The sequence below is a fragment of the Streptomyces sp. BK340 genome, from assembly GCF_007827595.1.
In the GTDB taxonomy this organism is placed as follows: domain Bacteria; phylum Actinomycetota; class Actinomycetes; order Streptomycetales; family Streptomycetaceae; genus Streptomyces.
Genome location: NZ_VISR01000043.1, coordinates 1 through 26,394 on the forward strand (window position 1 = coordinate 1; position 26,394 = coordinate 26,394).

Genomic DNA, 26,394 nt, shown 5'->3' on the forward strand with positions numbered 1-26,394 from the left:
TGAAGGATCTCGGTGGCATCCCCGCCTACGGCAACCAGCGCACCGCCTGGGACGCCGGCTGCCGCCGCGACTACGAGAACCCCGAGCACCGGTAGGGTCGCGCGGCCGCTCCGGGACACCGCGCGGGGACGCTGACATGCTCGTACGGTGAAAGAAGGACGCCCTTGTTCACCCGTAAGGGCGTGTGCCCCAGGAGGTTGAACCGATGACCACCGCCGCAGAGATCATGCATTCCGGAGCCCAGTGGATCCCGGCGACCGAGACCCTCGACCGGGCCGCGCAGATGATGGCCCGTCTGAACGTGGGTGCGCTGCCCGTCAGCGACGCCGACGAACGGCTGTGCGGCATTGTCACGGACCGTGACATCGTCGTGAAGTGCGTGGCCAAGGGCCTCGATCCGTCGAAGGTGACGTGCGGAGACCTCGCCCAGGGCACGCCGCGCTGGATCGACGCGAACGCGACCGTGGAGCAGGTGCTGGACGAGATGTCCACGAACCAGATACGCCGACTGCCGGTGATCCAGAAGAAGAAGCTCGTCGGCATCATCAGCGAGGCCGATCTGGCCAGGCATCTGACGGACCGCCAGATCCACGACTTCGTCGAGCGGGTCTACGCCTGACACCGACCGAGGTCAGCTCCCCAGGAGCCGGCGCTTCTGGCTCTCGAACTCCTCCTCCGTCAGCACCCCTTGTGCCTTCAGGTCGGCCAGCTGCTTGAGCTGATCGATCCTCTGAGTCATCTCGTCGGGGGCGGCGGACTGCGGTGCGGGAGGAGCAGGCGGCGCCGGCTCCTGCTGCTGTGCGTAGGCCTGCTGCTGTTCGTAGTCCTGCTGCGCCCATCGCCCCGCCTGCCGTCGTGAGACGCGGTTGGACACGGCGGTGGCGGTTCCGGCGACGACGGCGGTGCGTGCGACGCCCCGAAGCAGTCCGGGCATGTTCGGTCATCTCCCATGATTCGGTCCGGCCGTTCAGCCGGCCGGTGTTCGGTCCCCGTCGTTCGGGCGACCGGTGTCGGCGCGGCCGTTCAGGCGACCGCGGAGCCACCGGGGGGAGTGGTCTCCTCCGTGGCGTCCAGGGAAGCCAGCAGGGCCTGCACCGGGATACGGCCGCTCGCGACGAGCTGGGCGCCGCTGCGCCTGAGCGCGCGGGCCAGGGGAGCGGCCCACACGTTCTCGTACACCAGCACCGCGGCGGAGTTGCCGGGCTCCAGCGCGTTGCCGGCCTCGTCCAGGTCGCTCTGGTCCAGCACGCCGGCCGAGGCGCCCTCGAAGACGGTCAGATCGACCTCGTCGCCGAGGTCCTGCAACTCCAGCGCGACGACCGAGCCGTCGGTGTCCTTGCGGAGGAAGGCGAGGTCGATGATCCGGACGAGGCCGCGCTCGACCAGATCCACCAGCAGGGGGAACGCCTCGCCCGTCATGCGGTTGCCGGGGAACTCGATGACCAGGTAGTCGACCGGGCCCATTTCTTCGATGCCGTTCATGGCCACTCCTCGGGAACAGGGGAGGGGGGCCGTCCGCGGCTCCGTGGCAGCGCCCTCGCGTCGGCGGAGGTCAGCCCTCCTGGCCATTGCAGCACGCGCCCCAGAGCCTCGCACATCCGCGCACGACGCCCCTCCGCCCCCCCGCCTCGGGGTGCCGCCGGGTGCCCCGGCGGCCACTCTGGTCGGAGGAGGAGCACCGCAGCGAAGGCGTGTCGAAGGGAAGGCGTGTTGAAGGGCCATGAGCAACGCCATGCCGACCACCGCGAGCGCGCCGACCCCGACCCGGCGCCGCTGGTACCGCCGAAGCGCGCGCGCGGGACCCTGATGCGACGGGGCGGGCGGGCGAACCGGCGTCCCGGGCCTGGTTGGTGGAAGCGGCGCAGCACCGAGCTCGTGGCCCGGGCGAAGACGCTGCACCGAGAGGCGGAGATCCGCTTCCCGGTCGTCACCCATCTCGCGGACCGCATGGTGTCCGTGAACATCTTCGACTCCGGCACCCGGCTGGCCGCACAGTGCTTCCTCACCGCCATCCCGCTGCTGTTCGTGGTCGCGGCCTACGCTCCGCCGTGGCTGAGGCAGCAGCTGGTCAGGTCCGTGCACGCGGTGCTGGGCCTGACGGGCCCCGCCCAGGCCGAGCTGGAAAAGGCGCTCCAGCCGACCACGGAGGATCTCCGGCAGGCCACCGGCCTCATCGGCGGACTGATGGTGCTGATCTCGGCCACCGCCGTCAGCCGGGCCCTGCAGCGGTTGTGCAAACGTGCTTGGGAGATCCCCAGAGCGGGCACCCATGTGGCCCCGTGGCGCTGGGTGGCCTGGCTCGTCCTGTGGCTCGGGGCGATGCTCCTGCAGGGCCCGATGCGCGACGGGTTCGGCCTGGGCGCCTGGCTGGGCATCCCCCTCACCCTGGTGACCCAGACGGGCCTGTGGTGGTGGACGCCGCATCTGCTGCTCGGCGGTCTGATCACCTGGAAACCCCTGCTGCCGGGCGCCGTCATCACTGCCGTCGCCCTGACCGTCCTGACGAGCACCGCGCCGCTGTACATGCCCAGGGCCATCAACCGGGCCCTGGCCGACTACGGCTCCCTCGGCCTCGTGTTCCTGCTGCTGTCCTGGATGATCGTGGTCGCCGTCGCGGTCGCCGTCTGCATGAGCGTGGGCGCCGTCGTCGCACAGGAACCCCCGCTGGCGAGCCGCCTGGGCAGCCCGCCCCCGCGGTGGAGTCAGGAGACCTAGGGCTTCGTCCATTCGGCCTGCCCAGCGCGCGCGGTGCACGTGCGGCTGACGCAATGGGGGTTCAGGCACCCCCACCGCGCCGGAGGCACCGTGACCGAGCCGCCCGCCCCGAACCCCCCGAGCCCGGACGACGAGCCCACGGCCGGCGGCCGGGCGGGGGCGCGCCGGAACGGGGGCGGGGCGGCCGCGCGGACCGCGCGCGCCACTGCCTCGGCCGTGCTGATCGTGCTGACCTGCATCCTCGTCCCCGTCGCCCTGCTCGCGGTCTGGGTGAAGGACATCGCACTCGACACCGACCGGTATGTGTCCACGGTCGCGCCGCTGGCCACGGACCCCGCCGTCCAGGACGCGGCGGTCCACCGGATCACCGAGGCCGTGGGCGCCAAGGTGGACGGACCGCAGGTCGCCTCCGACATCGCCGCCTGGCTCCAGTCCCAGGGGCTGCCGCCGCGCGCCGCCGACGCGCTCAAGGGCCTGGGGCCGCAGATCGACTCCGCCGTGAACCAGGCGGTGACCAAGATCGCCACCCGTGTCGTCGACAGCGACCTCTTCGCGACGACCTGGCGCACCGCCAACCGGGCCGCCCACCAGGCCGTCGTGCACGCCCTGACCGGCGAGGGCCGCGGTGCCGTCGGGGTCAGCGACGGCACGGTCACCCTGAACGTCGGTACGGCCGTCGACGAGGTGAAGAAGGAGCTGGTCGACGCGGGCCTCAAGCCCGCCGAGAAGATCCCGGAGGTGAACAAGCAGATGGTGCTCTTCCACTCCGACCAGCTCGCCAAGGCCCGTAAGGGCGCGCATCTGCTCAACGTCGTCGGGAACTGGTTCCCCGTCATCGTCGTCGTCCTCGGTGCCCTGGGCGTCTTCCTCGCCCGCCACCGCCGCCGGGCCCTGGCACGCACCGCCCTGGGCGCCGCCTTCGCCTGCCTGGTGGTGGCCATCGCCCTGGTCGTCGCCCGCCACTACTACCTGGACCACCTGCCGCCCGAGGTGCAGTCGAAGGCCGCCGCCGCGGCCGTCTTCGACACCCTGCTCCGTTTCCTCAAGGTCAGCCTGCGCACGGCCGTCGTCCTGGGCGTGGTCATCGCCCTCGGCGCCTACCTGGTCGGGCCGGGCCGCCTGCCCGTGGCCATCCGGGGCGCCTCCGACAACACCGCGGACTCCGCCGCCCGGTGGGCGGCCGGCCACCACATCCACGCCGGCCGCGCCGGCAGCTGGGCGCTGGCCTACCGCAAGGGCCTCACCCTCGCCGCGCTGCTGGTCATCGCGCTGGTCTTCGCGCTCTGGAACCACCCGACCGTGCTCACCGTCCTGCTCCTCGTCGTCGTCCTGCTGGCCGTCCTGGCCGTGCTCGCGCTGCTCGCGGCCGGCGGCCGCACCGCGCAGGACGCGGGCCCCGCGGCGCCGCAACCGCCCGCCGACCAGCCCTGACCGCAGGTGCGGGGGGCCGCCGGATCCGCATGAACTGCGCCGGAGCGCGAAGGCTGCGATTCTGATCCCGTGGAGCGTCGTCCACTGCCTCACGGACCGTGGTGGTGACCCGATGGCCATGAGTGAACAGAACACCGGGGGACCGGCCGACGTGTGTGCCGATCCCCTGGGCGAGCCGTTCCTGCAGACACGGTTCGCCCCGCCGGCCAGGCCGGCCACCTTCCTGCGCCGCCCGCGGCTGGTCGAACACCTGGACAAGGCCCTCGGCACGCCGCTGACGATGGTCAACGGTTCGGCCGGGGCCGGCAAGACCCTGCTGGTCGCGGACTGGGCCGCCGGGCTCGGGCGGCCGGTCGCCTGGTTCACCAACGAGGCCGGGGACCAGGGCGCCGGCATGTTCTGGGCCTACGTCCTGCACGCCCTGCGCGCCGCCGGCGTACCGCTCTCCGCCGACATCGGCTGCCCCGCGGACGCGAGCCGCGTGGACCACAAGCTGCTGGCGCGCCTGGCCGACGAACTCAGCGGCCATGACCGGCCCGCGATCCTGGTGCTCGACGAGTTCGACCGCCAGACGGCCTCCCAGACCGCGGAGCAGCTGGAGTTCGTCCTGCACCACGCCGGGCCCGGACTGCGGCTGATCCTCGTCACCCGCAGCGAACCGCTGCTGCCGCTGCACCGCTACCGGGCCGCGTCGGCCATGACCGAGATCCGGGACGCCGAGCTGGCCTTCACCCCCGAGGAGGCGGCCGACCTCCTGGAGCTGCACGGTCTGCGGCTCCCGGCCGAAGCCACCCGGGCCCTGGTCGAGCGCACCCGGGGCTGGGCCGCCGGACTGCGCCTGTGCGCCATGGCCGCCCAGGAGAGCGAGGACCCCGAGGCCTACCTCAGGGAGTTCGAGGCGGGCCGGAGCACGGTCGCCGACTTCCTCCTCGCCGAGGTGCTGAAGCGGCAGACGGCCCGCACCCAGGACCTCCTGCTGCGGGTCAGCGTCGTGGACCGCTTCTCTCCCGGACTGGCGGAGGCGCTCACGGGCCGCGGCGGTCTCGAACCGGTCCTGGCCGGGCTGCACCGGCAGAACGCGTTCGTCGAGGACCTCGGGCACGCCTGGTACCGGCTGCATCCGCTGTTCGGCGAGATCCTCCGGGCCCATCTGCGGGCGCGCCATCCGGGCCTTGAACCGGAACTCCACCGGCGGGCCGGGGAGTGGCTGCGGGCCACCGGGTCGCTGCCGGAGGCGCTCGCGCACGGCGCCGCCGCCGGTGACTGGGAGTTCACCGCCGGTGCCCTCGTCGACGACCTCGCGATCGGACAGCTGTTCACCGGGCTGCGCGCGGACGACCTCGGCGAGCTGTTCGCGCGGATGGGGCCCGAGGCCGAGGGCGCCGCCCCGGACGTGGTGCGGGCCGCCCGCGACCTGGCCGAGCACGACCTCGAACGCGGCCTGAACCATCTGCGCCAGGCCGAGGAGCAGCTGGCCGAGGAGGAGGCCGATCCCGCGCTCCGGCTGAGCTGCGTGCTGCTGGAATCCCTGGCGGCCCGGCTGACCGGCTCTCCCTCCCGGGCCGAGAAGGCCGTGGCCACGGCCGCGGATCTGCGCCACGACGTCCCGGCCCACCTCCTGGAGAAGCACCCCGAACTCACCGCGCTCCTGCTCACCCATCTGGGGTCGACCCGGCTGTGGGCCGGCAGCTTCGACGACGCCAGGGCCGCCCTGTCCGAGGTGGTCGGCTGCCCCGGCGGCGTCGCGACCGCCCTGCCCCGCCAGGACTCCCTCGGACACCTGGCGCTGATCGACTACCTGAACGGCTGGCTCGGCCGGGCCGAACGCAAGGCGCTGGCGGCGCTCAGCGAGACCGAGCAGTTCGGCCTGCACCGGCCCTCCGGCGCGGATCTCGGGCGGCTGGTGCTGGCCGCGGTGGCCGTGGACCGCGCCGACCTCGCGCAGGCCCAGGCCCTCCTGGAGGAGGCGGCCGACTCCGGCCCCGCCGTCCTCGACCCGGTGACGGCGGCGGGCAGATCCCTCGTGACGGCCCGGCTGCTGCTCGCTCGGGGCGACCCGAGGGCCGCGGCGGAGGCCGCCGACCCCGCCGTCCCGGCCGACGTGACCTCCCCGTGGGCCGAGGTCCACACGGCGCTGGTCACCTCCGCCGCGCATCTGGCCGAGGGCCGGCCGGACACCGCCGCGAAGGTGCTGGACGACGTGCCCTACGGCACCGAATCGGCGTACGCGGCGGAGCTGGCGTGGGCCCAGCTCGCCGCGGGCAACCGGGACGCGGCCCTCGACCTGGTGGACCAGCTGCGCACCCTGAGCCGTACCGGCCCGGGGGTGAGCGTCTGTGCCGCGCTGGTGCGCGCCCGTGCCGCGCAGGACACCGGGGACGTCGCCACCGCCCGCAAGCTGCTCGCCCGGGCTCTGCTGGAGGCCCGGCGGGAGCGGCTGCGGCGCCCGTTCCTGGAAGCCGGGCCACACATCCGGCACCTGCTGGAAACCCCGCCGCTGCAGAGCCTCGCCGCGGGCTGGCTCACCCCCGGCGACCCCGTTCCCCGGGTGGCCGAGGAGCGTGCGCCGCTGGTCGTCGAGGATCTGAGCGGACGCGAGCTCGAAGTGCTGCGGCGCCTGAGCCAGCTGATGTCCACGGAGGAGATCGCCGCCGACCTGTACGTCTCCGTGAACACGGTCAAGACCCACCTCAAGAGCGTCTACCGCAAGCTCGGGGTGAACCGGCGCGGCGAGGCGGTGCGGCGGGCCCGTGAACGCGGACTGATGTGAGCCGAGGTGGCGGCGTGGGACATTGGCGAGCTCTGATGGTGCTCGGAACGGCCCAGTTCCTCATGGTCCTGGACACGTCCGTCATGAACGTCTCCATCAGCCAACTGGTCGAGGACTTCCACACCGAGGTCACCGCGATCCAGGCGGTCATCACTCTGTACGCGCTGGTGATGGCCGCATTCATGATCATCGGTGGCAGGCTCGGCGACATCCACGGCCGCCGTCGGCTGTTCCTGGCCGGTCTGGTCGTCTACGGCATCGGGTCGGGCCTGACCGCCCTGGCGCCCACCCTGTGGGTCCTGGCTCTGGGCTGGTCCGTCATCGAGGGCCTGGGCGCCGCGATGGTGCTGCCGGCCATGGCGGCCCTGGTCGCCGAGTCCTACCGGGGCCGGGACCGGGCGGTGGCCTACGGCGTGATCGGCGGGCTGGCGGGTGCCGGCATCGCGGTCGGTCCGCTGCTGGGCGGCTGGGTGACGACCTATCTGACCTGGCGGCTGGTCTTCGCCGGCGAGGTCGTGGTCGTCCTCGCGGTCCTGTGCTGCCACCGGGTGATCCGCGAGTCCGCCCGGAGCGAACCCCCGCCCCGGCTGGACGGCGTCGGTGCCGCCCTTTCGGCAGCCGGACTGGGGCTCGGCGTGCTCGGGGTGCTGCAGAGCAGCACCTGGGGCTGGGTGAGGCCGCGCAACCCTCCCTTCACCGTCCTCGGCTTCGCCCCCACCCTTTTCGTCGTCGCCGCCGGGGTGGCCGTGCTGGCCCTCTTCGTGCACTGGGAGCACCGACGCGAGGCCACGGGCGCCGACCCCGTGGTGCACCTGTCCCTGCTGGGCGTGCCGCCCCTGCGGTCCGGTCTGCTGACCTTGGTGAGCCAGAACCTGATCCTGCTGGGCCTGTTCTTCGCCATCCCGCTGTATCTGCAGGTGGTGCAGGGCTTCGACGCCTTCCAGACCGGGCTGCGGCTGCTGCCGGTGTCCGTCACGATGCTCGTCACCTCCCTGACCGCCGCCCGGCTCGGCCGTACCGTGGGGCCGCGCCGGATCGTACGGCTGGCCCTGCTGATGCTTGCGGCGGCCATCGTGTGGCTGTTGGCCACCATCGACCCGGTCATCGACGACGCGCAGTTCGCCGGGGCCATGGCGGTGCTCGGCATCGGCATGGGACTGCTCGCCTCACAGCTGGGCAACGTTGTCCAGTCCAGCGTGGGCGAGACGGAACGCAGCGAGGTCGGCGGCCTGCAGTTCACGGCGCAGAACCTCGGCTCGGCGCTGGGCACCGCACTCATCGGCTCGATCCTCATCGGCGCGCTGGCACACGCGTTCACCGCGCATGTCCAGGACAACCCCCAGCTGTCGGACGAGGCGCGCCGGCAGACCGGTGTCGCCCTGGAGGCGGGCGTCAACTTCGTGCCGACCGACCAGGTGCGCTCGGCGGCCGAGCAGGCCGGGCTGCCGCCGTCCGAGGTCGACGCCGTCACGGAGTCGTACGCCGTGGCACAGCTCGACGGCCTGAAGGCGGCGATCTTCGCCACTGGCGGGATCACCCTCGCGAGTCTCCTCGTCACTCCCGACCTGCCGACCGCGCCGGCCCGGCGCGGTCGGCCGTCCAAGGACGGCAGCCCGGCAGACGACGCCGACGCCACCGATTGAGCGCGAAAGGCCAGGCGATGTCCTCGACCGACCACACCACAGCGCGGGCCGACAGGGCCGAGCGCCGCAGCCATGCCGACTACACGGGCGCGGTCTACGGGTCGATGCTCGCCGCGTCGGTCGTGATCGGCGCCGGCAGCCTCGGTAAGTTTCCCCGGCTGCAACTGGTGGTGCTGCTGGTGCTCACCGGCGTCGTCTTCTGGGTCGGGCACGTCCACGCGCAGTTGTTCGGCGCCCACCTCGCGCAACGGCCACTGGACCGACCGACGGTCCTGCGGGTGTGCCGCGAGGAGTGGCCGATCGTCAAGGCGGCCGTCCCGCCCGCCCTCGCCGTCGCCGTGAGCCCGCTGCTGGGCCTGGGCGTGGAGGGTGCCGTCTGGCTGGCGGTCGCCGTGGCCGTGGCCGGGCAGGTGGGCTGGTCCGCGGCCGGGGCACGGCAGGCGGGGGCCTCCTGGCGGCTGGTGTCGGTCAGCGCCGCGGTCAATCTGCTGCTCGGCCTCGTGATCATCTCGTTCAAGCTCGCCCTGACGCACTGAATCCGGACCCCGGATCACCTGTGCCGGGTGAGGCCGGGCGCCGCCGCACGGAGCAGCATCGCAAGAAGACCGCAGCAGGCCCGCGGCGGGAGAACGGCACATGCGCTACGAGATCCGTATCGATGGACTCATGTCGGAGACGCTGACCAAGGCCTTCCCTGAACTGGACCATGTGAAGATGTCCGGTCAGACGGTGCTGTTCGGTCGCATCATCGACGAGGCGCACCTCTACGGGCTGCTGACCCGCTTCCAGTCGCTGGGGCTGCGGGTCGTCGAGATGCGGCAACTGCCGGAGTGACAACGGCACTCACAGCACCGCCGCCTTGATCCGCCCCGAGCGCGCCGCCTCGCCCAGGGCCGCGAAGTCCCGCTCGTTCCGGTCCGCGTACACCTGCGCGAAACCGGTCAGCGCACGGTCGAAGCGGTCAGTGCCGCCCAGGTACGCGGCGATGGCGACGGGATCTCCGGAGCGGGCGTGGGCCCGGGCCAGGGAGGCCCCGCACACCTGGCCGAACAGGTTCAGCAAGGGCGGGTCCATGGTGTCCGGGCGGGCGATGCCCTTCCAGTCGCGCAGCTGGCGTACGTAGAAGTCCCGCCCGCGCCCGTCGAAGCCCACCACATGCGTCCAGCCGAGGAAGATGTCGCTGGTGGTCTGGATGAGCCGCTGTCCGGTCACCACTCTGCGGCCCTGGTTGTCGTACCGCTCGCCGCCCGTGTGCGCAGCGAGCACCGACTCCTGCGCCTCCTTGGCCTGCAGCAGCAGGGGATCGTCGTCGTCCCGGCCGAGCAGCAGCAGGATCCAGCACCGGGTGCCGACACTTCCGACGCCCACCACCTTCCGGGCCATGTCCACCAGCCGGTAGCGACGCAGCAGGTGCCGCCGGTCCGAGGGCAGGGTGCGCGCGTATCCCTCCAGCAACGTCTGCAACTCCCTGTCCTCGTCCTGCCGGGCGGCCGGGTCCTGCAGATCCCGCAGCGGGACGATCAGCGGCGGGTCCGGGGTGATCCGCCGGCCCGCGGGCGTGCGCCGGGTGAGCTTGGCGAAGGCCTCCAGCGAGGTGCGGGTACGGGCGCGCGCGGTCGCCTCGGCCGTACGGCGCCTGCCCTCCTTGCCCATCGTGGAGGCCAGCAGCGCGCGCAGCTGGTCGGCGTCGTCGTGGGCGTACCAGATGTCCAGCGTGTGCATGCCGGCGAACTCCCGCATCCGCTCCCGGTAGGCGCCCACGCACGCGCGCACCGCGTCGTCCTGCCGCCCGGCCGGGAAGCCGTTGGCGCGGGCCGCGATGACGAAGCTGGCCGCGAGCCGCTTGACGTCCCACTCGAACGGCCCGGGAAAGGTCTCGTCGAAGTCGTTGATGTCGAAGACCAGATGGCGCTCCGGCGAGGCCAGCAGCCGGAAGTTCAGCAGATGCGCGTCTCCGCACAGCTGTACCTGGAGCCCGGTGTCGGGGAGCGGGCCGAGGTCCGTCGCCATCACCGCGGCCGCGCCCCGGTAGAAGCGGAACGGGGATTCGAGCATGCGCCCGTACCGGATCGGCACCAACTCGGGTACCCGGGTGGCCGACTGACGCTCCAGCACATCGATCACGTCGGGCCGGTCCGGCGCGGGTTCGAACACGCTGTGGCCCGAACGCGGGGCGCGGGTGCGGGCGTCGCGGCCGTGGGCCGCCCGGTCGGCCAGTGACGAGGAGCCGGTGACGGCGCTCGGTGCGGTCATGATCCACTCTCCAGTTTCCGGCGGCCAGCCGTCCGCTCCCGGACCCGGCTGCCGCGGGGACGGCAGGGCCGAGAACGGCCCGACCGTCCGTGCCCCCCACCCCATCGCCGCGGCCCCGTGGAGGGATCACCCGTGGTGGGTGACCCGGCGCACCGGTCATGCGCGGCACGCTGTCCCGGTGAGGGGTTGCGCACGCCGCCCCCGCCGGCGGTCCGGAGGCGACCCGTTCGATCCCGCGAGGAGGAGCCATGACCGAGTCGCGTGGTCCGGTACCGTCCGGACCGCCGCACCCGTCCGACGGGACGACCGCCGGCCCCGGGGACGCCATGACGGCGCTCGCCGGGTCGTGGACCTGGATTCTGGGGTCGGCCGTCGTGACATTCGTACCGGGCGTGCTGATCCTCGTCTGGCCGGACGAGACACTGCACGTCCTGGCCGTTCTCATCGGCCTCTACCTGTTGCTCGCCGGCGCGTTCCGGTTCGTCATGGCCTTCTCCCACGAGGCCCACGGCGAACGGTTCGCCGGAGTGCTGATCGCGGTGCTCTTCGTCCTGGCCGGCGTGCTCTGCCTGCGCAATCCGCTGCAGACCATCACCGCGCTGTCGCTGATCGTCGGGCTCGCCTGGCTGGCGTCCGGCATCGTGACCCTCTACACCGCGCTCTCGGCCAAGGACCTCCCGCACCGCGGTGTCGTCCTGGCCGTGGCGGTGCTCGGCATCGTCGCCGGGATCGTGGTGCTGGCCCTGCCCACCGAGTCGGCGCGGGTGCTGACCAGACTGCTCGGCCTGTGGCTCGTGCTGCTGGGCCTGGCCGAGGTGTGGGTCGCCTTCTCGTGGCGGTCCGCGCTGCGCAGGAGCGGTGTGCTCCCGGGCTCCTCGGACCGCGTGGAGTGAGCGGGCGGGGCGTCCCGCCCGCCGTCCTCACCCGCCACGATCACCCGCCTCGGGTGAGGACTCTCCCGCCTCGCCGTGTGCACGCTGAAAACGGCAGAGACCGGTCCGAGAGCTTCAGGAGCTCTTTTGGGCCGGTGCCCCGGACAGAGGAGAGAGCATGAGCGCGACGAACTACCTCGCGTACGACTATCCGCTGCTGAGCGCCTTCTGGACCATGCTGTGGTTCTTCCTGTGGATCCTGTGGTTCATCATCCTGTTCCGGGTCCTCGTCGACGTCTTCCGCGACGACGACCTGAACGGCTGGGCCAAGGCCGGCTGGACACTCTTCGTGATCTGTCTGCCCTTCCTGGGCGTCCTCGTCTACGTCATCGCCCGCGGCAAGGGCATGGGCAAGCGGGAGATCGCGCAGGCGCGCGCACAGCAGGAGGCCTTCGACTCCTACGTCCGGGAGACCGCGAAGGGCGGTACCGCCCCGACCAGCAGCGTCGACGAACTGGCCAGGCTCTCCGAGATCCGGGCCCGCGGTGACATCACCGAGGACGAGTTCCGCAGGGCCAAGGAGCTGGTTCTCAGCGGCGCCGGAACGGCGCAGCGCCCCGGCTCCACCCCCACCACGTCCGGACACTGAGCACCACCCACGAGAACGAATCGAGGCAGCCGCATGGCCGCGACACACCCCACACGTCCCAGCCGCACCACACGCGCAGCAGGCCAGCGCTCTGCAAAGCAGCAGTGGGCGGGCGGGCTGACGGCCTTCGCAGGCGTCATGCTCCTGCTCGCCGGACTGCTCGGTGTGTTCCGGGGCATCATGGCGATCGCCCACGACAACGTCTTCGTCACGACGCCCAACTACGTCTTCAAGTTCGACCTCACCAGCTGGGGCTGGATCCACCTGGTCCTCGGCGCGCTCGCCGTGGTCGTCAGCTTCGGCCTGGTCCGGCCGGCGCCCTGGGCACGCGTCGCCGGCGTGGGCATCGCCGGACTGGTCATCATCGCCAACTTCCTGTCCCTGCCCTACGCCCCGGTCTGGTCGGTCGTGATGATCACGATCTCCGGCTTCATCATCTGGGCCCTGTGCGTGGTCCAGGGGGACGAGACCACCATGAGCCCATAGAGCACCGACCCGGTCGCAGACGAACCCGCAGCAGCATCCGGCCGTAGGAGAACGCATGGACCGGTATCCGCCCATTGCCGACCACGGCATGGTGGGAGACCTCCAGACAGCGGCCCTGGTGTCGTCCGGCGGGAACGTCGACTGGTGGTGCACTCCCCGCTTCGACTCGCCCAGCGTGTTCGCCGCGCTCCTCGACAGTGAGCGCGGCGGACACTGCCGGCTGGCGGCGGAGCTGCCGGACGGGCACGGCGACGGCATGTCCGTCCGGCAGCTGTATCTGTCCGACACGGCCATCCTGATCACCCGGTTCATGGGACCCGGCGGAGTCGGCGAGGTCGCCGACCTCATGCCACCCGTCGACTCCATGGCGCCCACCGACCGGCACCGCCTGATCAGGGTGGCTCGCGTCGTACGGGGCAGCCTCCCCTTCGCCTTCGAGTGCCGGCCGCGCTTCGACTACGGCCGCGCACCACACACACTCGGACTCATCGACGACCGCACGGCCGTCCTGCACGGACCGGGCCAGGACCTGCACGTCCAGTCCACCACCGGGATCCGGCTGCGGGCCGACGGCGACGACGTCACCGCCCACTTCACCCTCTCCGCCGGACAGGCCGCCGTCGTCGTCCTGACCACCACCGCGGAGGGCGGTCAGGCCCCGCCCGCGCCGTCCCTCCACGGCATCGCCGACGACGTGGAGAAGTGCCGCCTCTTCTGGCTCTCGTGGCTGCGCTCCTCCACCTACCGCGGACGCTGGCAGGACGTGGTCAACCGCTCGGCGATCACCCTCAAACTGCTCACCTACGCGCCGACGGGGGCACCCATCGCCGCGGCCACCATGGGACTGCCCGAGCAGATCGGCGGCGAGCGCAACTGGGACTACCGCTACACCTGGATCCGGGACGCCTCGCTGTCCGTCGGGGCCCTGATCGATCTGGGCTTCGAGGCCGAGGCGCAAGCCTTCCGCCGCTGGCTGCGCGACCGCGTCGAGGCGGGCGGCACCGCCTCGGGCGATCCCCTGCAGATCATGTACCGGGTCGACGGCGACCCCCAGCTGACCGAGGAGATCCTCGGCCACCTGGAGGGCTACCAGGGATCACGGCCGGTGCGGGCGGGAAACGCTGCCGCCGGCCAGCTGCAGCTCGACATCTACGGCGAGGCCCTCGACGCCCTGGCGGCGGGCGGCGACATCGGCGCGGTCCGTGGCTGGCGGGCGCTGACCGACGTACTGGACTGGCTCACCGACCACTGGGACCGGCCGGACGAGGGCATCTGGGAGACCCGCGGCGGACAGCAGAACTTCACGTACAGCCGCCTGATGGCCTGGGTGGCGTTCGACCGCGGCATCCGCACGGCCGGCCGGTTCTCCCGCCCCGCCGACATCAGCCGCTGGACGGACGCCCGGGACGCGGTCTTCCGCCAGATCATCGAGCGGGGCTGGCACGACAAACGGCAGGCGTTCGTGCAGCACTTCGACACCGACGTCCTGGACGCCTCGCTGCTGCTCATGCCCCGGGTCGGTTTCCTCTCCCCGCGCGACCCGGACTGGATCAGCACCCTGGACGCCATGGACGAGGAACTGGTCAGCGACAGCCTGGTCTACCGCTACGACCCCGCGGCCTCACCCGACGGACTGCGCGGCTCCGAGGGCACGTTCAACCTGTGCAGCTTCTTCTACGTCGAGGCGCTCGCCCGCAGCGGCCGGCTCCACCAGGCCCGGCACGCCTTCGACAAGATGCTCACCTACGCCAACCCCGTCGGCCTGTTCGCCGAGGAGATCGGTCCGTCCGGCGAGCAACTCGGCAACTTTCCCCAGGCGTTCACCCATCTCTCCCTGGTCACCGCGGCCATGGCGCTCGACGAGGAGCTGAGCCGGGACACGACCCGGTCCGGGACCGGCGGCAGACGGCACTCCGTCGTGCACGGCCTGACCGAGCCCCCCGAACCCACGGACGGGGGCGGCGGAGATGACTGACCGGACAGAGCCGGCGAAGGCGCCGCCGGGGCAGCGGCGGGTCCTGGCCGCGCTGGCCCTGGCCCAGTTCATCTGCAGCTTCGCCGGCTCCAACATGAACGTGATGATCAACGACATCAGCAAGGACCTGGACACCACCGTCCAGGGCGTCCAAGTCGCCATCACCGTCTTCCTGTTGGTCATGGCCGCGCTGATGATCCCCGGCGGCAAACTGACCGACCGCCACGGCCGCAAGCGGTGCTTCGTCGTCGGCCTCGTCGTCTACGCCGTCGGCGCGCTGCTGAGCGCGGCGGCACCGGGACTCGGCGTGCTCATCCTGGGCAACTCGATCCTCGAGGGAATCGGCACCGCCCTGCTCATCCCGCCCGTCTACATCCTCACCACACTGCTCCACCCCGACCTGACCTCCCGCGCCCGGGCGTTCGGGATCATCATGGCGCTCGGCGGCATCGGCGCCGCGGCGGGACCGCTGATCGGCGGACTCATCACGACCGGCATCAGCTGGCGCGCGGCCTTCGTCTTCCAGGCGCTGGTCATCGCGGTGATCGTCTGGCTGAGCCGCCGTATCGAGGACCCCCTGCCCCCGGACCCCACCCGCTCCTTCGACACCGGCGGAGCGGTCCTGTCCGCGACCGGCCTGGTCCTGGTCGTCATGGGCATCCTGGCGGCGGACAACAGCATCTGGCTGATGATCGCCCTGATCGCCCTCGGGGTCCTGGTCCTCGGCTGGTTCTTCCGCTCGTCGCGGGCCAAGGAACAGGCCGGCCAGGAGCCACTGCTCTCGCTCTCCCTGTTCCGCAACCGCACCTCCAACCTCGGGCTGGTCACGCAGAACGTGCAGTGGCTGCTGCTCATGGGAACGTCCTTCACGGTGGCCGCCTACCTCCAGGTCGTCCGCGGCTACGACGCCATCCGGACCGGAGTGGTCTTCACGGCGGCCACGCTCGGCCTGCTGGTCACGTCGCTGTCCGCCGAGAGCCTGGCGCGACGGCGCTCCCAGCGGACGCTGATCATGACCGGCTTCGCGTGCTCCGTCGTGGGCGTGGCGGTGCTGGTCGGCCTGGTCGGCAGCACCTCCTCGGCCTGGGCCTTCGTCCCCGGGCTCCTCCTGATCGGCCTCGGCCTCGGCGTGATGCTGACCCCGTCGGTGAACGTGGTGCAGTCGGCCTTCCCGGAGGAACGGCAGGGCGAGATCTCCGGCCTGTCCCGCAGCGTGTCCAACCTCGGCTCGTCCTTCGGCACGGCGATCGCCGGCACCATCCTGGTCTCCGGCCTCAGCAGGGGCGCGTACGCCGCCGCCATGATCACACTGGCGGTGATCGGCCTGGGCGGCCTGGCCGCGGCGGCCCTCCTGCCACGGGGACCGGGCGGCCCGACGCCCTACGACACCCCTGCCACGGCGCCGGGGGCGCACGCCTGAGGACGACCGGGGCCCGGCACCGCCCGACCGGGGCCCCGCGGCCGCCGGACCGGGGCCCGCGGCGCCGACGTGACCCAGAAGACACCGCCCAGCCCCTCTCCCGGCTGCTCCGTCCGCGGGCACGCGTGGCATCATCGGCCGAGGTAAGGACCGAAGCCGTACGTAGCCGATGACGGACGTGCGCGGTCGCAGGCAGCCGTACGAGGAGCACGATGAACCCCGCCGCCACCGTCCCGCCCGCGGTGGGCACCTCGCTGCTGGACGACTTCTCCCTGGAGATGACCGGCAAGGACGTGCCGAAGCTGGAGGAGGCGCGCGACAGCATCCCCCGGGGCACGCGGATCAACGTCACCTTCCTCGCCGGCGAGGACCCGGACATGCGGCTCGCGGCCGCCCGCGCGGTCAAACGGCTCGGCTTCGTCCCCGTCCCGCACATCTCCGCCCGCCGGCTGCCCTCCCAGCGGCACCTGGAGGAGTTCCTGGCCGGCCTGGCGGCGGACGGCACCGCCGACAACGTGTTCGTCGTCGGCGGCGACCCCGCCCGCCCCGAGGGCCCGTACGAGGACGCCCTCGCCGTCATCCGCACCGGACTGCTCGAACGCCACGGCGTACGGCACGTCGGCATCAGCGGCTACCCCGAGGGGCACCCCGCGATCACCGACCACTCCCTGTGGTCGGCGCTCGGCGACAAGAGCGCGGTGCTCGGGGCGCAGCGGATCGCGGGCGACGTCATCACCCAGTTCGGCTTCGACGCCGACCGGGTGCTCGGCTGGGTGGCGGACGTGCGCGCCCGGGGCGTCACCCTGCCCGTCCGCATCGGCGTCCCCGGCCCGGCCGGCGTGCGCCGGCTGGTGACCTACGCCACCCGCTTCGGCGTCGGCACCAGCGCCTCCATCGCCCGCAAGTACGGCTTCTCGCTGACCAACCTCATGGGCACGGCCGGCCCCGACCGCTTCCTGCACGCGCTCGCCCAGGGGTACGACCCCGCACGCCACGGCGAGGTGAAGGTGCACTTCTACACCTTCGGCGGCCTGCGCACGACCGCGGAGTGGATCGCCCGCTTCCGCCGGCCGGACCGGGGGGCCTGACCGGCGGGGAGGTCCCCCGCCTCCTGTTCGACATCTCGACGGCAGGCCGGTGGGCCGGTGGCCATTTCTGATCGGTGGGCGCCAGGCCCGGCCCGACGCCCGGGACCCGCCTGCCTCCCTGCTTGCTGCTCTTGCGCTGGTCATGCCAGAGCTCTATAACGTCTCCAGCAGGTATCGGCGGGGATGGCCGGAAATGGCAGTTGCCGCCGACCAGGGGGGATCCTCGGCTCCGCCGCGATCGGCAACAGTGCCCCGCAGACCGACGGAGACCGAACCATGACCGACGACGCCTATCGTGCTGCCCTGACCCGCCTGGCCGTGGACCCGGCCTTCCGCGCCGAACTCGACGGCGACACCGACGAGGTGGCGCGAAGACTCGGCCTGTCACCCGCGCAGGTCGGCGAACTCCGCTCCCTCCGCGTCGAGTCCGGCACCGACGGGGGACCGGCCGCGCTCGACCCCAGGCTGTCCAAGTCGTCCCTGTTCTTCGGCGGCGCGGCGCATGCGCTGGCACACCACGACGTCCCGGCCGACCATGCCGTATCGACCGACCACGTCTCCGGCGACCACGACGCCGCGGGCCCGGCCTCCGCCGGCCACTCGTCGGAGCTGCCGGAACCCGCCGCAGGTCAGGAGGGCGGCGGCGGCATCGACGTGGCGTCGACCGGCTCCCACAGCCTGCTCGGCGGCCCGCTGCTGGACCGGTCGCCCGCTGAACCGATCGGCGGTCCGGGCGAGTTCGGAGACTTCGGTGACTTCGGTGACTTCGGCGACCACGGGAACGGGGATGTCGGCGCGGACCTCGGCGGGCACGTCGGCGGGGGAGCCGAAGGGGGCTTCGGTGACTTCGGCGCCGGGGGCGACGGCGGGTTCGGCGGAGCCGAGGGGGGCTTCGGCGGGTTCGGGGGCGGTGCCGACGGCGGGTTCGGTGACGGGGGGCCGGGCGCGGGAGGCTTCGGCGACGGCGGGTTCGGTGGTGCGGACGGCGGCTTCGGCGACGGCGGTATGGGCACCGGTGGATTCGGTGAGGGCGGGTTCGGCCATGGCGGCTTCGGTGACGGGGGCCTCGGTGGCGGCGGTGCCGGTGCCGGTGAGGGTGGCTTCGGAGACCTCGGTGGCCATGGCGGCTTCGGTGGGGCCGGTGGGGCCGGTGGGGACGGCGGCTTCGGCGGTGCGGGCGGTGAAGGCGGCGGGGACGCCGGCCACTTCGGTCACGGAGGCATCTACGACCGCGACGGCGGCGACGGCGGCGGTGAGGGTGGCGGCGGTGGTGGTGAGGGCGGTGGTGACCCGGAGAACACCAACCGTCCGAGTGGTGGCGGTGGCCATGGCGGCGGTGAGGGCGGCGGCGGTGGTGGTGAGGGCGGTGGTGACCCGGAGAACACCAATCGCCCGAGTGGTGGCGGTGGCCATGGCGGCGGTGAGGGCGGCGGCGGTGGTGGTGAGGGTGGTGGTGACCCGGAGAACACGAACCGTCCGAGTGGCGGTGGTGGCCATGGCGGCGGTGACGGCGGTGGCGGTGGTGAGGGTGGTGGTGACCCGGAGAACACCAATCGTCCGAGTGGCGGTGGTGGCCATGGCGGCGGTGACGGCGGTGGCGGTGGTGAGGGCGGTGGTGACCCGGAGAACACGAACCGTCCCAGTGGCGGTGGTGGCCATGGCGGCGGTGACGGCGGTGGCGGTGGTGAAGGCGGTGGTGACCCGGACAACACCAACCGCCCCAGTGGCGGCGGGGGCCGTGAAGGCACCCTCGGCCGTGCCGGGACGACCGTGCGCGGCGGCATCGACCTGCCCGGCACCGGCGACATAGCCACTCACCTGTCACCCTCCGCGCCCGACGCGGACGGCGGCTTCAACGGCGGTACGTTCCTCAGCGGTTCCGGCGGAGGCTGAGCCACCGCATGCTCTGCCATGTCTGCCGCGTCCACGTCCGACGCGACTTCCCGTACTGCCTGCACTGCGGCACCCCGCGCCGGGGTGCCGCACCGGCGTCGTACGCCGCGCCCCAGCTGCGCGGCCTCGACGACCCCGCGCTGCTCGTCCCGCTGACCGGCCCGGTCACCACGCTGGGCCGCGGCGACGACAACGACGTGGTCCTGTCCGACGGCAGCGTCTCGCGCCGCCACGCCCGTGTCGTCCGCACCGCCGAGGGCTTCCGGATCGAGGATCTGGACTCCTTCAACGGCACTGCCGTCGCCGGCGTCGACCTGCACGGCGGCGCGGCCCGGCTCGCCGACGGCACCGAGCTGTCCGTGGGCGACGTACGCCTGGTGTTCGAGCAGCCCCGCGACGCCCGGATCGGCTCGCGCACGATGGTCGTCGGCACCCAGCTGACCCAACTGCCCGCCACCGGACAGGAGGAGGCCCCGGAGGCGGGCGGCCCGCTCACCGCGCGCCCCCGCCGCCGTTCCGGCTGGGCCCTCAAGCAGATCCCCACCGAACGCGGCGCACCCCGCTGGGTGCTCAGCTCCACCCGTACCGGCCGCTATCTGGAGCTGGACGAGCGCCAGGTCTTCCTGTGGCACGCCGTCGACGGCGAGAACACCGTACGGGACCTGCTGTTCGCCTACGCCGAGCGCTACGGCGAACTCGCCCTGCCCCGCATCGAGTCCGCGCTGGCCGCGTTCGCGGACGCCGGCCTGCTGCGGGGTCTGCCCGGCCGGCCGGAGCAGGAGCGGCCGACGGGCTGGCGCCGGGCGGCGCGCGCCGTGTACCGGGCGCTGCTGAAACTGGAGGTGTCCGTCCCCGGCCTCGACGGACTGGTGACCCGGCTCTACCAGGGATTCGGCTGGCGGCTGTTCACCCGCACCGGGGTACTGCTCGCCTGGCTGTCGGTGACCGGCGGCCTGGTCGCGTTCTTCGCCGCCCAGGGCCGGCACCACCTGCTGGACTTCGGCGGGGCGGGCGTGTGGGGCCCAATCCTGCTGGCCACCGGGTACGTCACCGCGCTGCTCGTGCACGAGCTGACGCACGCGCTGGCCGTGAAGTCGTACGGCCGCAAGGTCCGGCGCGGCGGGTTCCTGCTGATGATGGGCATGCCGTTCGCGTTCGTGGACACCAGCGACATGTGGTTCGGCACCCGCTGGTCCCGGGTCGTCGTGGCCCTGTCCGGGCCGCTGTCCACGGCGGCCCTGGCCGGCTGGTGCGCCACCGGCGCTGCCCTGCTGCCCGCCGGACCCGCCTCGGCCGTCCTCTACCACCTGGCCTTCGGCCTCTACCTGAACACGCTGTACAACTTCAACCCGCTGATGCCGCTGGACGGCTACCAGGCGCTGACCGACGCGCTGCGGGTGCCGCGGCTGCGCGAGGAGGCGAGTGCCTACTTCCGCACCGGCCTCTGGCGGGACCTGCGCGCGGGCAACCGGCCCGGGCCGCGCCAGGCGGGCATGGCCGCCTACGGCCTCGCGGTCGTCGTGGGCACCTACGGCTTCCTCGCCCTCGCCCTGCTGGCCTGGCGCTCCCGGATCGGCGACCTGCTCGAAGGCCGGCTGGCCGAGCCGTGGACCACGGTGATCGAGGCGGCCGTCGTCGCCCTGGTGGCCTTCCCGGTGTGGGCCGCCCCCGTGCGCTGGGTGCTGCGCAGCGTACGGCGCCGGCGGGGCGCCAAGGACGTACCGCAGGGTGCCGGGGTCGCCGCGCCCGTGGAGGGGACGGCATGACCGACGACGCCGGCTGGGCCGTACCCGGCTACGAGACCGTCCGCACGCTGGGCGAGGGGGCAGGAGGCAGGGTCGTCCTCGCCCGGCACACCGCTACCGGCGTGCCTGTCGCGGTCAAGTACCTGGGCGAACGCCTGCGCACGGACCACGAGTTCCTGGCCCGCTTCCGGGCCGAGGCCCGGCTGCTCGGCGAGCTGCGGCACCCGTGCGTGGTGCGGCTGTACGAGTACGTCGAGGCACGCACCGGTGCCGCGATCGTGATGGAGGCGGTCGACGGCGTCAGCCTGCGCCGGCTGCTGCACCGGCACGGGGCGACCGGCCCCGAGGCCGCGCTCGTCCTGCTCAAGGGTTCCCTGCTCGGGCTGGGCGCGGCCCACACGGCCGGGGTGGTGCACCGCGACTACAAGCCGGAGAACGTCCTGGTCCGCGCCGACGGCACCAGCGCACTGGCCGACTTCGGCATCGCGGTGCGCAGCGGCCGGGAGACCGAGGCCGCGGGCACGCCCGCCTACATGGCGCCCGAGCAGTGGGACGGCGCGCCGGCCGGCCCCGCCGCCGACGTCTACGCGGCTTCCGTGGTGTTCTTCGAGTGCCTGACCGGACGGCGCCCGTTCCCCGCCGACGACCTGACGGCCCTGCGCCTGCAGCACCTGCGCGCACCGGCCCCGCTGGACGACGTACCCGCTCCGGTGCGGGGGCTGCTGCGCGCGGGCCTGTCGAAGGACCCGGCGGACCGGCCCGGCGTCGAGGCCTTCCTCGCCGAACTGGAACGGGCCGCCACCGAGGGGTACGGCGCGGGCTGGGAGCAGCGCGGCCGCCGCCGGCTCGCCGAACTCGCCGCGTTGCTGGCCCTGTTGTTCCCGTTCACCGCGACCGCGACGCTCGACGGCTCGGCCACCGCACTCACCCTGCTGGGCCGGCTGAAGCGCGGCGGGTGGAAGGTGGCGACCGGCGGGGTGGCCGCGCTGGCGGTCGTCGCGGGCGGAGCGACGTACGCGGCGGGCCGCCCGCACGAGACATCGACGACGGCGGCGAGTTCAACCCCCACACCAATCGACTCCCCGACGAAGCCCGGCACTTCCCCCTCCTCATCCCCGTCCACTTCGCCGAGCAGCCTCCCGCCCACGGCGGACACCACACCCTCGGCCACTCCCTCGGACAGCCCGTCGTCCTCGCCCGCACCCTCCACCGAGCCGACGGCACCGGCCGGGACCCCCACCACCACGGCTCCTGGCCCGGCCGCACCCGGCGACATCACCATCACCATCGGCTCGTGGCAGCGCGGGCAGAAACCGGGCACGCTCGTCGCGGCGGTGACCGTCCAGACGACGGGCACCGGCCCGCTGACCGTCACCGCGAACTACTACGTCGACACCCCCGCCGACCCGTACGGCTCCCAGTCCCAGCCGCTGTCCGGGAGCACCCGGTACGACCTGACCTTCGAGGCGGACTTCTCCAACCACCCCTGCCGGGGGACCTGGGACGTCACGCTCAGCAGCGACCCGGCGGCCGTCGACGGCCCCCAGACGGCTTCCCTGGACGCACCGCCGTGCTGAACACCGCCCGACGAGAACGGATCGACATGACGACAGCCACCACAGTGGCCGGCCGGCCCCTGTCCGGCTGGTCACGGGACACGCGCTTCGGTACCTGGTACGCCCTGCTCCCGGATGCTTCCGGCGAGCCCGCGCTCGGGGCGCTGCGCATCGACCGGGCCCTGCTCGGGCCACAGGGCACCCGCGAGCGCCTGGCGGCCGCGGTGCTCGCCACGGCGAAGCTCCGGCTGCCAGGACTGCTCGGCACGGTCGACCTGGTGTCCGAGGCAGGCGAAGTCTGGCTGCTCACGGCCCGCCCGCCGGCCCCCGCGCTCGCCGACGTCCTGTCCGCCGACGGCCCCCGCCCCGACGCGGGCAGCGTGGCGAGCATCCTCAACGAGACCGCACAGACCCTGCTGGCCCTGCACACGGCAGGCCTGGCCCACGGCTCGCTCGGCCCGGACACCGTGGTCCTCGCGCCGGACGGCGTGGCACTGCTGGCGGAGACGGCACTGAACGCGACACTGGGCGACACACCACAGCCCGAGCCTCCGGCGGCGGACGTCGACGGGGTGGGCGCACCTCTGCCGCGCGACCTCCCGCACCCGCCGGACCGGTCGGACCTGAGCGGGGTGGGCGCGCCGCTGCCGGGTGGACTTCCGAGTCAGGGGCGGGCGGACATCGGCGCGGCGACCGCACCTCTTCCGGGTGACCTCCCGCACCCGCCGGACCGGGCGGACTTCACCGGGGTGGGCGCACCGCTGCCGGGTGGACTTCCGAGTCAGGGGCGGGCGGACATCGGCGCGGCGACCGCACCTCTTCCGGGTGACCCCCCGCACCCGCCGGACCGGGCGGATTTCAGCGGGGCGGTCGCACCCCTGCCGGGTGACCTTTCGCGTCCGGAGCAGGCGGGTACCGGCGCAGTGGCCGCACCCCGGTCGGGTGACCGCCCGTACCCGGACCGCCAGGCAGCCGACACCGCGGCCTGGGCCGCCCTGGCCCGTACCCTCGGCGCTGCCTGGACGCAGGCCGGGACCCCTGCGGCGGTCCTGTTCGCCGACTGCGCCACCACCGCCGAGTCCGAGGGCCTCGCGGCGGCCCGAGCCGTGCTCGTGGCCGGGCGCGCGGCACTCCCGGCGGACTTCCTGCGCCGCACGGCGCTGCGCGCGGCGGCGGCAGCGGCGGCTCCGCGGTTCGCCGCACCGACCACACCACCGCCGCACCCGGCTCCAGCGGCTTCCGAGAGCCCGGCGGCACCGGGGGACCGACACCCGGCGCCGGCGCTCACGCCGCCCCCCGCTCGACGCCCGGCGGCCGCCGAGCCCACCGCCCCCACATCCGCCCCGACAGCCCCGGCATCTCACCCTCACCCCTCGGCTGCGGCAGAGCAGCCCACAACCGCAGCCGCCGCTGACCAGCTCACCGCCCCGGCGGCCGCAGACCAGTTCACCACCTCGGCACCAGCCGACCGGCTCGCCGACGCGGCAGCGGCCGAGCGCCTCGCCGCCCCGGCACCTGCTGCCGACCGGCTCACCGCCCCGGTACCTGCCGACCGGCTCGCAGCCCCGGTACCCGCCGACCAACTCACCGCCTCAGCCGCGGCCGACCAGTTCGCCGCGTCAGCCGCCGCGGACCAGCTCACCACCCCCGGCCGCGCCCACCGCTCCACCGCCCCCGACGCCCAGGCCACCGTTCTCGGCAAGCGCCACCGTGTCGCCTCGCCCCCGCCCCCGGTGTCCGCCGGGGAGGACTCCGGCGAGATCCTGCTCCGTTTCGGACCCGGGATTCCGGCCGACGAGCAGGACGTGCTGCGCGCCCGGTGGCGTACCGAAACCGTCGTACCCGCGCGGCAGCGCCCGCGCCCGCGCCGAAGGCGCCGGGGCTGGATCATCGGCACCGCAGTCGTGGCGACGGCCGCCGTCCTGCTCTGGCTCCTGCTGCGCCCGGCCCCCGCCCCCGCGGTCGTCGCCGTCCGGGTCCAGGCCCCCGCGGGGACGCTGCACTGCGGTCGGACGGCCGACCTGGTCGCGGTCGTCACCACCGACGGTCAGGGCGGACCCGTCACGTACCGATGGCTGCGCGGGGACGGCCAGGACTCGGGCGAGCTGGTCAGCACCGCCCACCGAGGTGAACGCCGGCTCCGGGTGCACCTGCGCTGGACGGTCCGCGGCCCCGGCCGCTTCCGGGGCACCGCCCGGCTGCGGATCGCGCACCAGCGGACCCCGATGGAGGCCAAGGCGAGCTTCACCTACGTCTGTCCCTGAGGTTCCTGAAGCCGCTGAACGCCACGCCTGCTGCGAGGGCCGGCCAGGGTGACGCCACCGCGTCCCTGACCGGCCCCAGGTACGTGTCGGATTCTCGCCAGCGGACGCCCCCCGCGCTGGTCGATCCTGGACGCATGGAGACAGGGACGCACTTCGACCGGGAGCACTGCGTGCGCGCCGTGCAGTCCAAGGACGCGCGGTTCGACGGGTGGTTCTTCACGGCCGTCCTGACCACCCGCATCTACTGCCGGCCCAGCTGCCCGGTCGTCCCGCCCAAGGCGGAGAACATGACCTTCTACCCGAGCGCTGCCGCCTGCCAGCAGGCCGGGTTCCGAGCCTGCAAGCGCTGCCGCCCCGACACCAGCCCGGGCTCCCCGGAGTGGAACCAGCGGGCCGACCTGGTGGCCCGGGCCATGCGGCTGATCGCCGACGGGGTGGTGGACCGCGAGGGCGTGCCCGGGCTCGCCTCCCGGCTCGGCTACAGCACCCGGCAGGTGGAGCGGCAGCTGCTCGCCGAGCTGGGCGCCGGCCCGCTCGCGCTGGCCCGCGCGCAGCGCGCCCAGACCGCCCGCCTCCTCGTCGAGACGACCCCGCTGCCCATGGCGGAGATCGCCTTCGCGGCCGGCTTCTCCTCCATCCGCACCTTCAACGACACCGTCCGCGAGGTCTTCGCCCTGTCCCCGAGCGAGCTGCGCGCCCGGGCGCCGAAGGGCCGGACCAGCGCCCCGGGCACCCCGGGGACCCTCGCGCTGCGGCTGCCGTTCCGGGCGCCGCTCAACCCCGACAACCTCTTCGGCCACCTGGCCGCCACGGCCGTACCGGGCGTGGAGGAGTGGCGGGACGGCGCCTACCGGCGCACGCTGCGGCTGCCGTACGGACACGGAATCGTCGCCCTCACCCCGAAACCCGACCACATCGCCTGCCGCCTCGCGCTCAGCGACCTGCGCGATCTGACCGTGGCGACCAGCCGCTGCCGGCGCCTGCTCGACCTGGACGCGGACCCGGTCGCGGTCGACGACCACCTGCGCACGGACCCCCTCCTCGCGCCCCTGGTCGACAAGGCGCCGGGCCGTAGGGTGCCGCGCACGGTCGACGGGGCCGAGTTCGCCGTCCGGGCCGTGCTCGGACAGCAGGTCTCCACGGCCGCCGCCCGTACCCACGCCGCCCGCCTGGTCACCGCCCACGGCAAGCCGCTGGACGACCCCGAGGGCGGACTCACCCACCTCTTCCCGTCCCCCGAGGCACTGGCCGCCGTGGACCCGGAGACCCTGGCCATGCCCCGTACCCGGCGCACCACCTTCACCACCCTCGTCGGTCAACTGGCCGACGGCACACTCCACCTGGGTGTGGAGTCCGACTGGGCGGAAGCCCGCGCACGCTTGCTGGACCTGCCCGGCTTCGGTCCCTGGACGGTCGACGTCATCGCCATGCGAGCCCTCGGCGACCCCGACGCCTTCCTCGCCACCGACCTGGGAATCCGCCGCGCCGCCGGGGAGTTGGGCCTGCCCGCCACCCCGGCCGCGCTCACGTCCCGGGCCGAGGCCTGGCGTCCCTGGCGGGCCTACGCGGTCCAGTACCTGTGGGCGACCGACAGCCACCCGATCAACTTCCTGCCCGTGTGAGGATCTCCGCGA

The 26,394-nt window shown here is 73.3% G+C and carries 21 protein-coding genes and 1 pseudogene; 18 read left to right on the forward strand and 4 right to left on the reverse strand.

The genetic code is table 11. The annotated features are described in order from the left end of the window. Both FB157_RS49130 and FB157_RS43945 read left to right on the forward strand, forming a co-directional pair. A pseudogene (locus FB157_RS49130) lies at nucleotides 1-95 on the forward strand (flavodoxin family protein); the annotation flags it as partial. A gap of 110 nt (nucleotides 96-205) precedes the next feature. Continuing rightward, nucleotides 206-619, forward strand: coding sequence for a CBS domain-containing protein (locus FB157_RS43945; protein WP_145886965.1), 414 nt, complete (start codon nucleotides 206-208; stop codon nucleotides 617-619). 12 nt (nucleotides 620-631) lie between these two features. Here FB157_RS43945 and FB157_RS43950 read toward each other — a convergent pair whose 3' ends face one another. Next, a complete protein-coding gene (locus tag FB157_RS43950; RefSeq protein ID WP_145886967.1) occupies nucleotides 632-934 on the reverse strand; it encodes an SHOCT domain-containing protein in 303 nt (100 codons plus the stop codon). Nucleotides 935-1,023: 89 nt separating this feature from the next. Then, nucleotides 1,024-1,482, reverse strand: coding sequence for a DUF6325 family protein (locus tag FB157_RS43955; RefSeq protein ID WP_261386952.1), 459 nt, complete (start codon nucleotides 1,480-1,482; stop codon nucleotides 1,024-1,026). 228 nt (nucleotides 1,483-1,710) lie between these two features. Between FB157_RS43955 and FB157_RS43960 the strand changes: the two genes are divergently transcribed. The 6 genes from FB157_RS43960 to FB157_RS43985 all read left to right on the forward strand — a co-directional run bounded on the left by FB157_RS43960 (nucleotide 1,711) and on the right by FB157_RS43985 (nucleotide 9,393). Further along, the gene (locus FB157_RS43960) at nucleotides 1,711-2,715 is read left to right on the forward strand and encodes a YihY/virulence factor BrkB family protein (RefSeq protein WP_261386953.1); all 1,005 of its coding nucleotides are present in this window, start codon (nucleotides 1,711-1,713) and stop codon (nucleotides 2,713-2,715) included. Nucleotides 2,716-2,805: 90 nt separating this feature from the next. Next, nucleotides 2,806-4,146, forward strand: coding sequence for a hypothetical protein (locus FB157_RS43965; RefSeq protein WP_261386954.1), 1,341 nt, complete (start codon nucleotides 2,806-2,808; stop codon nucleotides 4,144-4,146). Nucleotides 4,147-4,264: 118 nt separating this feature from the next. Next, nucleotides 4,265-6,916 carry a LuxR C-terminal-related transcriptional regulator gene (locus FB157_RS43970; protein ID WP_261386955.1) on the forward strand — a complete coding sequence of 884 codons (2,652 nt, stop codon included), beginning with the start codon at nucleotides 4,265-4,267 and terminating at the stop codon, nucleotides 6,914-6,916. Between the two features lie 35 nt (nucleotides 6,917-6,951). Continuing rightward, entirely contained in the window at nucleotides 6,952-8,559 is a 1,608-nt protein-coding gene (locus FB157_RS43975; protein WP_398948063.1) for an MFS transporter, read from the forward strand. 17 nt (nucleotides 8,560-8,576) lie between these two features. Next, nucleotides 8,577-9,095 (forward strand): hypothetical protein, encoded by a 519-nt coding sequence (locus FB157_RS43980; RefSeq protein ID WP_145886972.1) that lies wholly within the window; start codon nucleotides 8,577-8,579, stop codon nucleotides 9,093-9,095. A gap of 100 nt (nucleotides 9,096-9,195) precedes the next feature. Next, nucleotides 9,196-9,393: a hypothetical protein gene (locus tag FB157_RS43985; protein WP_145886974.1), complete on the forward strand. Its 198-nt coding sequence runs from the start codon at nucleotides 9,196-9,198 to the stop codon at nucleotides 9,391-9,393. A gap of 9 nt (nucleotides 9,394-9,402) precedes the next feature. Here the strand turns inward: FB157_RS43985 and FB157_RS43990 are convergent, their stop codons facing one another. Next, a complete protein-coding gene (locus tag FB157_RS43990) occupies nucleotides 9,403-10,812 on the reverse strand; it encodes a DUF2252 domain-containing protein (RefSeq protein ID WP_145886976.1) in 1,410 nt (469 codons plus the stop codon). 248 nt (nucleotides 10,813-11,060) lie between these two features. Between FB157_RS43990 and FB157_RS43995 the strand changes: the two genes are divergently transcribed. The 6 genes from FB157_RS43995 to FB157_RS44020 all read left to right on the forward strand — a co-directional run bounded on the left by FB157_RS43995 (nucleotide 11,061) and on the right by FB157_RS44020 (nucleotide 17,302). After that, nucleotides 11,061-11,705, forward strand: a complete 645-nt coding sequence (locus FB157_RS43995; protein WP_145886978.1) for an HdeD family acid-resistance protein — start codon at nucleotides 11,061-11,063, stop codon at nucleotides 11,703-11,705. A gap of 157 nt (nucleotides 11,706-11,862) precedes the next feature. Further along, nucleotides 11,863-12,333 (forward strand): SHOCT domain-containing protein, encoded by a 471-nt coding sequence (locus FB157_RS44000; RefSeq protein ID WP_145886980.1) that lies wholly within the window; start codon nucleotides 11,863-11,865, stop codon nucleotides 12,331-12,333. A 33-nt stretch (nucleotides 12,334-12,366) separates the two neighbouring features. Then, the gene (locus FB157_RS44005; RefSeq protein WP_145886982.1) at nucleotides 12,367-12,819 is read left to right on the forward strand and encodes a hypothetical protein; all 453 of its coding nucleotides are present in this window, start codon (nucleotides 12,367-12,369) and stop codon (nucleotides 12,817-12,819) included. A 55-nt stretch (nucleotides 12,820-12,874) separates the two neighbouring features. After that, nucleotides 12,875-14,794 (forward strand): glycoside hydrolase family 15 protein, encoded by a 1,920-nt coding sequence (locus FB157_RS44010; RefSeq protein ID WP_145886984.1) that lies wholly within the window; start codon nucleotides 12,875-12,877, stop codon nucleotides 14,792-14,794. Beyond that, the gene (locus FB157_RS44015; RefSeq protein WP_145886986.1) at nucleotides 14,787-16,214 is read left to right on the forward strand and encodes an MFS transporter; all 1,428 of its coding nucleotides are present in this window, start codon (nucleotides 14,787-14,789) and stop codon (nucleotides 16,212-16,214) included. The genes FB157_RS44010 and FB157_RS44015 overlap by 8 nt, the downstream gene beginning before the upstream one ends. A gap of 212 nt (nucleotides 16,215-16,426) precedes the next feature. Further along, nucleotides 16,427-17,302, forward strand: coding sequence for a methylenetetrahydrofolate reductase (locus FB157_RS44020; protein ID WP_186581954.1), 876 nt, complete (start codon nucleotides 16,427-16,429; stop codon nucleotides 17,300-17,302). 384 nt (nucleotides 17,303-17,686) lie between these two features. Here the strand turns inward: FB157_RS44020 and FB157_RS47810 are convergent, their stop codons facing one another. After that, nucleotides 17,687-19,120, reverse strand: a complete 1,434-nt coding sequence (locus FB157_RS47810; RefSeq protein ID WP_186581955.1) for a hypothetical protein — start codon at nucleotides 19,118-19,120, stop codon at nucleotides 17,687-17,689. An 83-nt stretch (nucleotides 19,121-19,203) separates the two neighbouring features. On the opposite strand from FB157_RS47810, the gene FB157_RS44030 reads away from it, so the two are divergent. The 4 genes from FB157_RS44030 (at nucleotide 19,204) to FB157_RS44045 (ending at nucleotide 26,382) form a co-directional block, all read left to right on the forward strand. Then, nucleotides 19,204-20,961 carry an FHA domain-containing protein gene (locus FB157_RS44030; RefSeq protein WP_145886988.1) on the forward strand — a complete coding sequence of 586 codons (1,758 nt, stop codon included), beginning with the start codon at nucleotides 19,204-19,206 and terminating at the stop codon, nucleotides 20,959-20,961. Next, nucleotides 20,958-22,517 carry a serine/threonine-protein kinase gene (locus FB157_RS44035; RefSeq protein ID WP_145886990.1) on the forward strand — a complete coding sequence of 520 codons (1,560 nt, stop codon included), beginning with the start codon at nucleotides 20,958-20,960 and terminating at the stop codon, nucleotides 22,515-22,517. Before FB157_RS44030 ends, FB157_RS44035 begins: the two co-directional genes overlap by 4 nt. Before the next feature lie 26 nt (nucleotides 22,518-22,543). Continuing rightward, the gene (locus tag FB157_RS44040) at nucleotides 22,544-24,760 is read left to right on the forward strand and encodes a hypothetical protein (RefSeq protein ID WP_145886992.1); all 2,217 of its coding nucleotides are present in this window, start codon (nucleotides 22,544-22,546) and stop codon (nucleotides 24,758-24,760) included. A gap of 134 nt (nucleotides 24,761-24,894) precedes the next feature. Further along, on the forward strand, nucleotides 24,895-26,382 hold the full coding sequence (locus tag FB157_RS44045) for an AlkA N-terminal domain-containing protein (protein WP_145886994.1): 1,488 nt from the start codon (nucleotides 24,895-24,897) through the stop codon (nucleotides 26,380-26,382). The last annotated feature ends 12 nt before the right edge of the window (nucleotides 26,383-26,394 follow it).

What these genes read in the sequence shown, in the direction of transcription:
- FB157_RS44030 (WP_145886988.1), top strand. Translation starts at nt 19,204, where the DNA reads ATGCTCTGCCATGTCTGCCGCGTCCACGTCCGACGCGACTTCCCGTAC.
- FB157_RS43970 (WP_261386955.1), top strand. Translation starts at nt 4,265, where the DNA reads ATGAGTGAACAGAACACCGGGGGACCGGCCGACGTGTGTGCCGATCCC.
- FB157_RS43955 (WP_261386952.1), bottom strand. Translation starts at nt 1,482, where the DNA reads ATGAACGGCATCGAAGAAATGGGCCCGGTCGACTACCTGGTCATCGAG.
- FB157_RS44010 (WP_145886984.1), top strand. Translation starts at nt 12,875, where the DNA reads ATGGACCGGTATCCGCCCATTGCCGACCACGGCATGGTGGGAGACCTC.
- FB157_RS44020 (WP_186581954.1), top strand. Translation starts at nt 16,427, where the DNA reads ATGAACCCCGCCGCCACCGTCCCGCCCGCGGTGGGCACCTCGCTGCTG.
- FB157_RS44040 (WP_145886992.1), top strand. Translation starts at nt 22,544, where the DNA reads ATGACGACAGCCACCACAGTGGCCGGCCGGCCCCTGTCCGGCTGGTCA.
- FB157_RS44035 (WP_145886990.1), top strand. Translation starts at nt 20,958, where the DNA reads ATGACCGACGACGCCGGCTGGGCCGTACCCGGCTACGAGACCGTCCGC.
- FB157_RS43990 (WP_145886976.1), bottom strand. Translation starts at nt 10,812, where the DNA reads ATGACCGCACCGAGCGCCGTCACCGGCTCCTCGTCACTGGCCGACCGG.
- FB157_RS43995 (WP_145886978.1), top strand. Translation starts at nt 11,061, where the DNA reads ATGACCGAGTCGCGTGGTCCGGTACCGTCCGGACCGCCGCACCCGTCC.
- FB157_RS43980 (WP_145886972.1), top strand. Translation starts at nt 8,577, where the DNA reads ATGTCCTCGACCGACCACACCACAGCGCGGGCCGACAGGGCCGAGCGC.
- FB157_RS43945 (WP_145886965.1), top strand. Translation starts at nt 206, where the DNA reads ATGACCACCGCCGCAGAGATCATGCATTCCGGAGCCCAGTGGATCCCG.
- FB157_RS43950 (WP_145886967.1), bottom strand. Translation starts at nt 934, where the DNA reads ATGCCCGGACTGCTTCGGGGCGTCGCACGCACCGCCGTCGTCGCCGGA.
- FB157_RS44045 (WP_145886994.1), top strand. Translation starts at nt 24,895, where the DNA reads ATGGAGACAGGGACGCACTTCGACCGGGAGCACTGCGTGCGCGCCGTG.
- FB157_RS43985 (WP_145886974.1), top strand. Translation starts at nt 9,196, where the DNA reads ATGCGCTACGAGATCCGTATCGATGGACTCATGTCGGAGACGCTGACC.
- FB157_RS44005 (WP_145886982.1), top strand. Translation starts at nt 12,367, where the DNA reads ATGGCCGCGACACACCCCACACGTCCCAGCCGCACCACACGCGCAGCA.
- FB157_RS43975 (WP_398948063.1), top strand. Translation starts at nt 6,952, where the DNA reads ATGGTGCTCGGAACGGCCCAGTTCCTCATGGTCCTGGACACGTCCGTC.
- FB157_RS44015 (WP_145886986.1), top strand. Translation starts at nt 14,787, where the DNA reads ATGACTGACCGGACAGAGCCGGCGAAGGCGCCGCCGGGGCAGCGGCGG.
- FB157_RS44000 (WP_145886980.1), top strand. Translation starts at nt 11,863, where the DNA reads ATGAGCGCGACGAACTACCTCGCGTACGACTATCCGCTGCTGAGCGCC.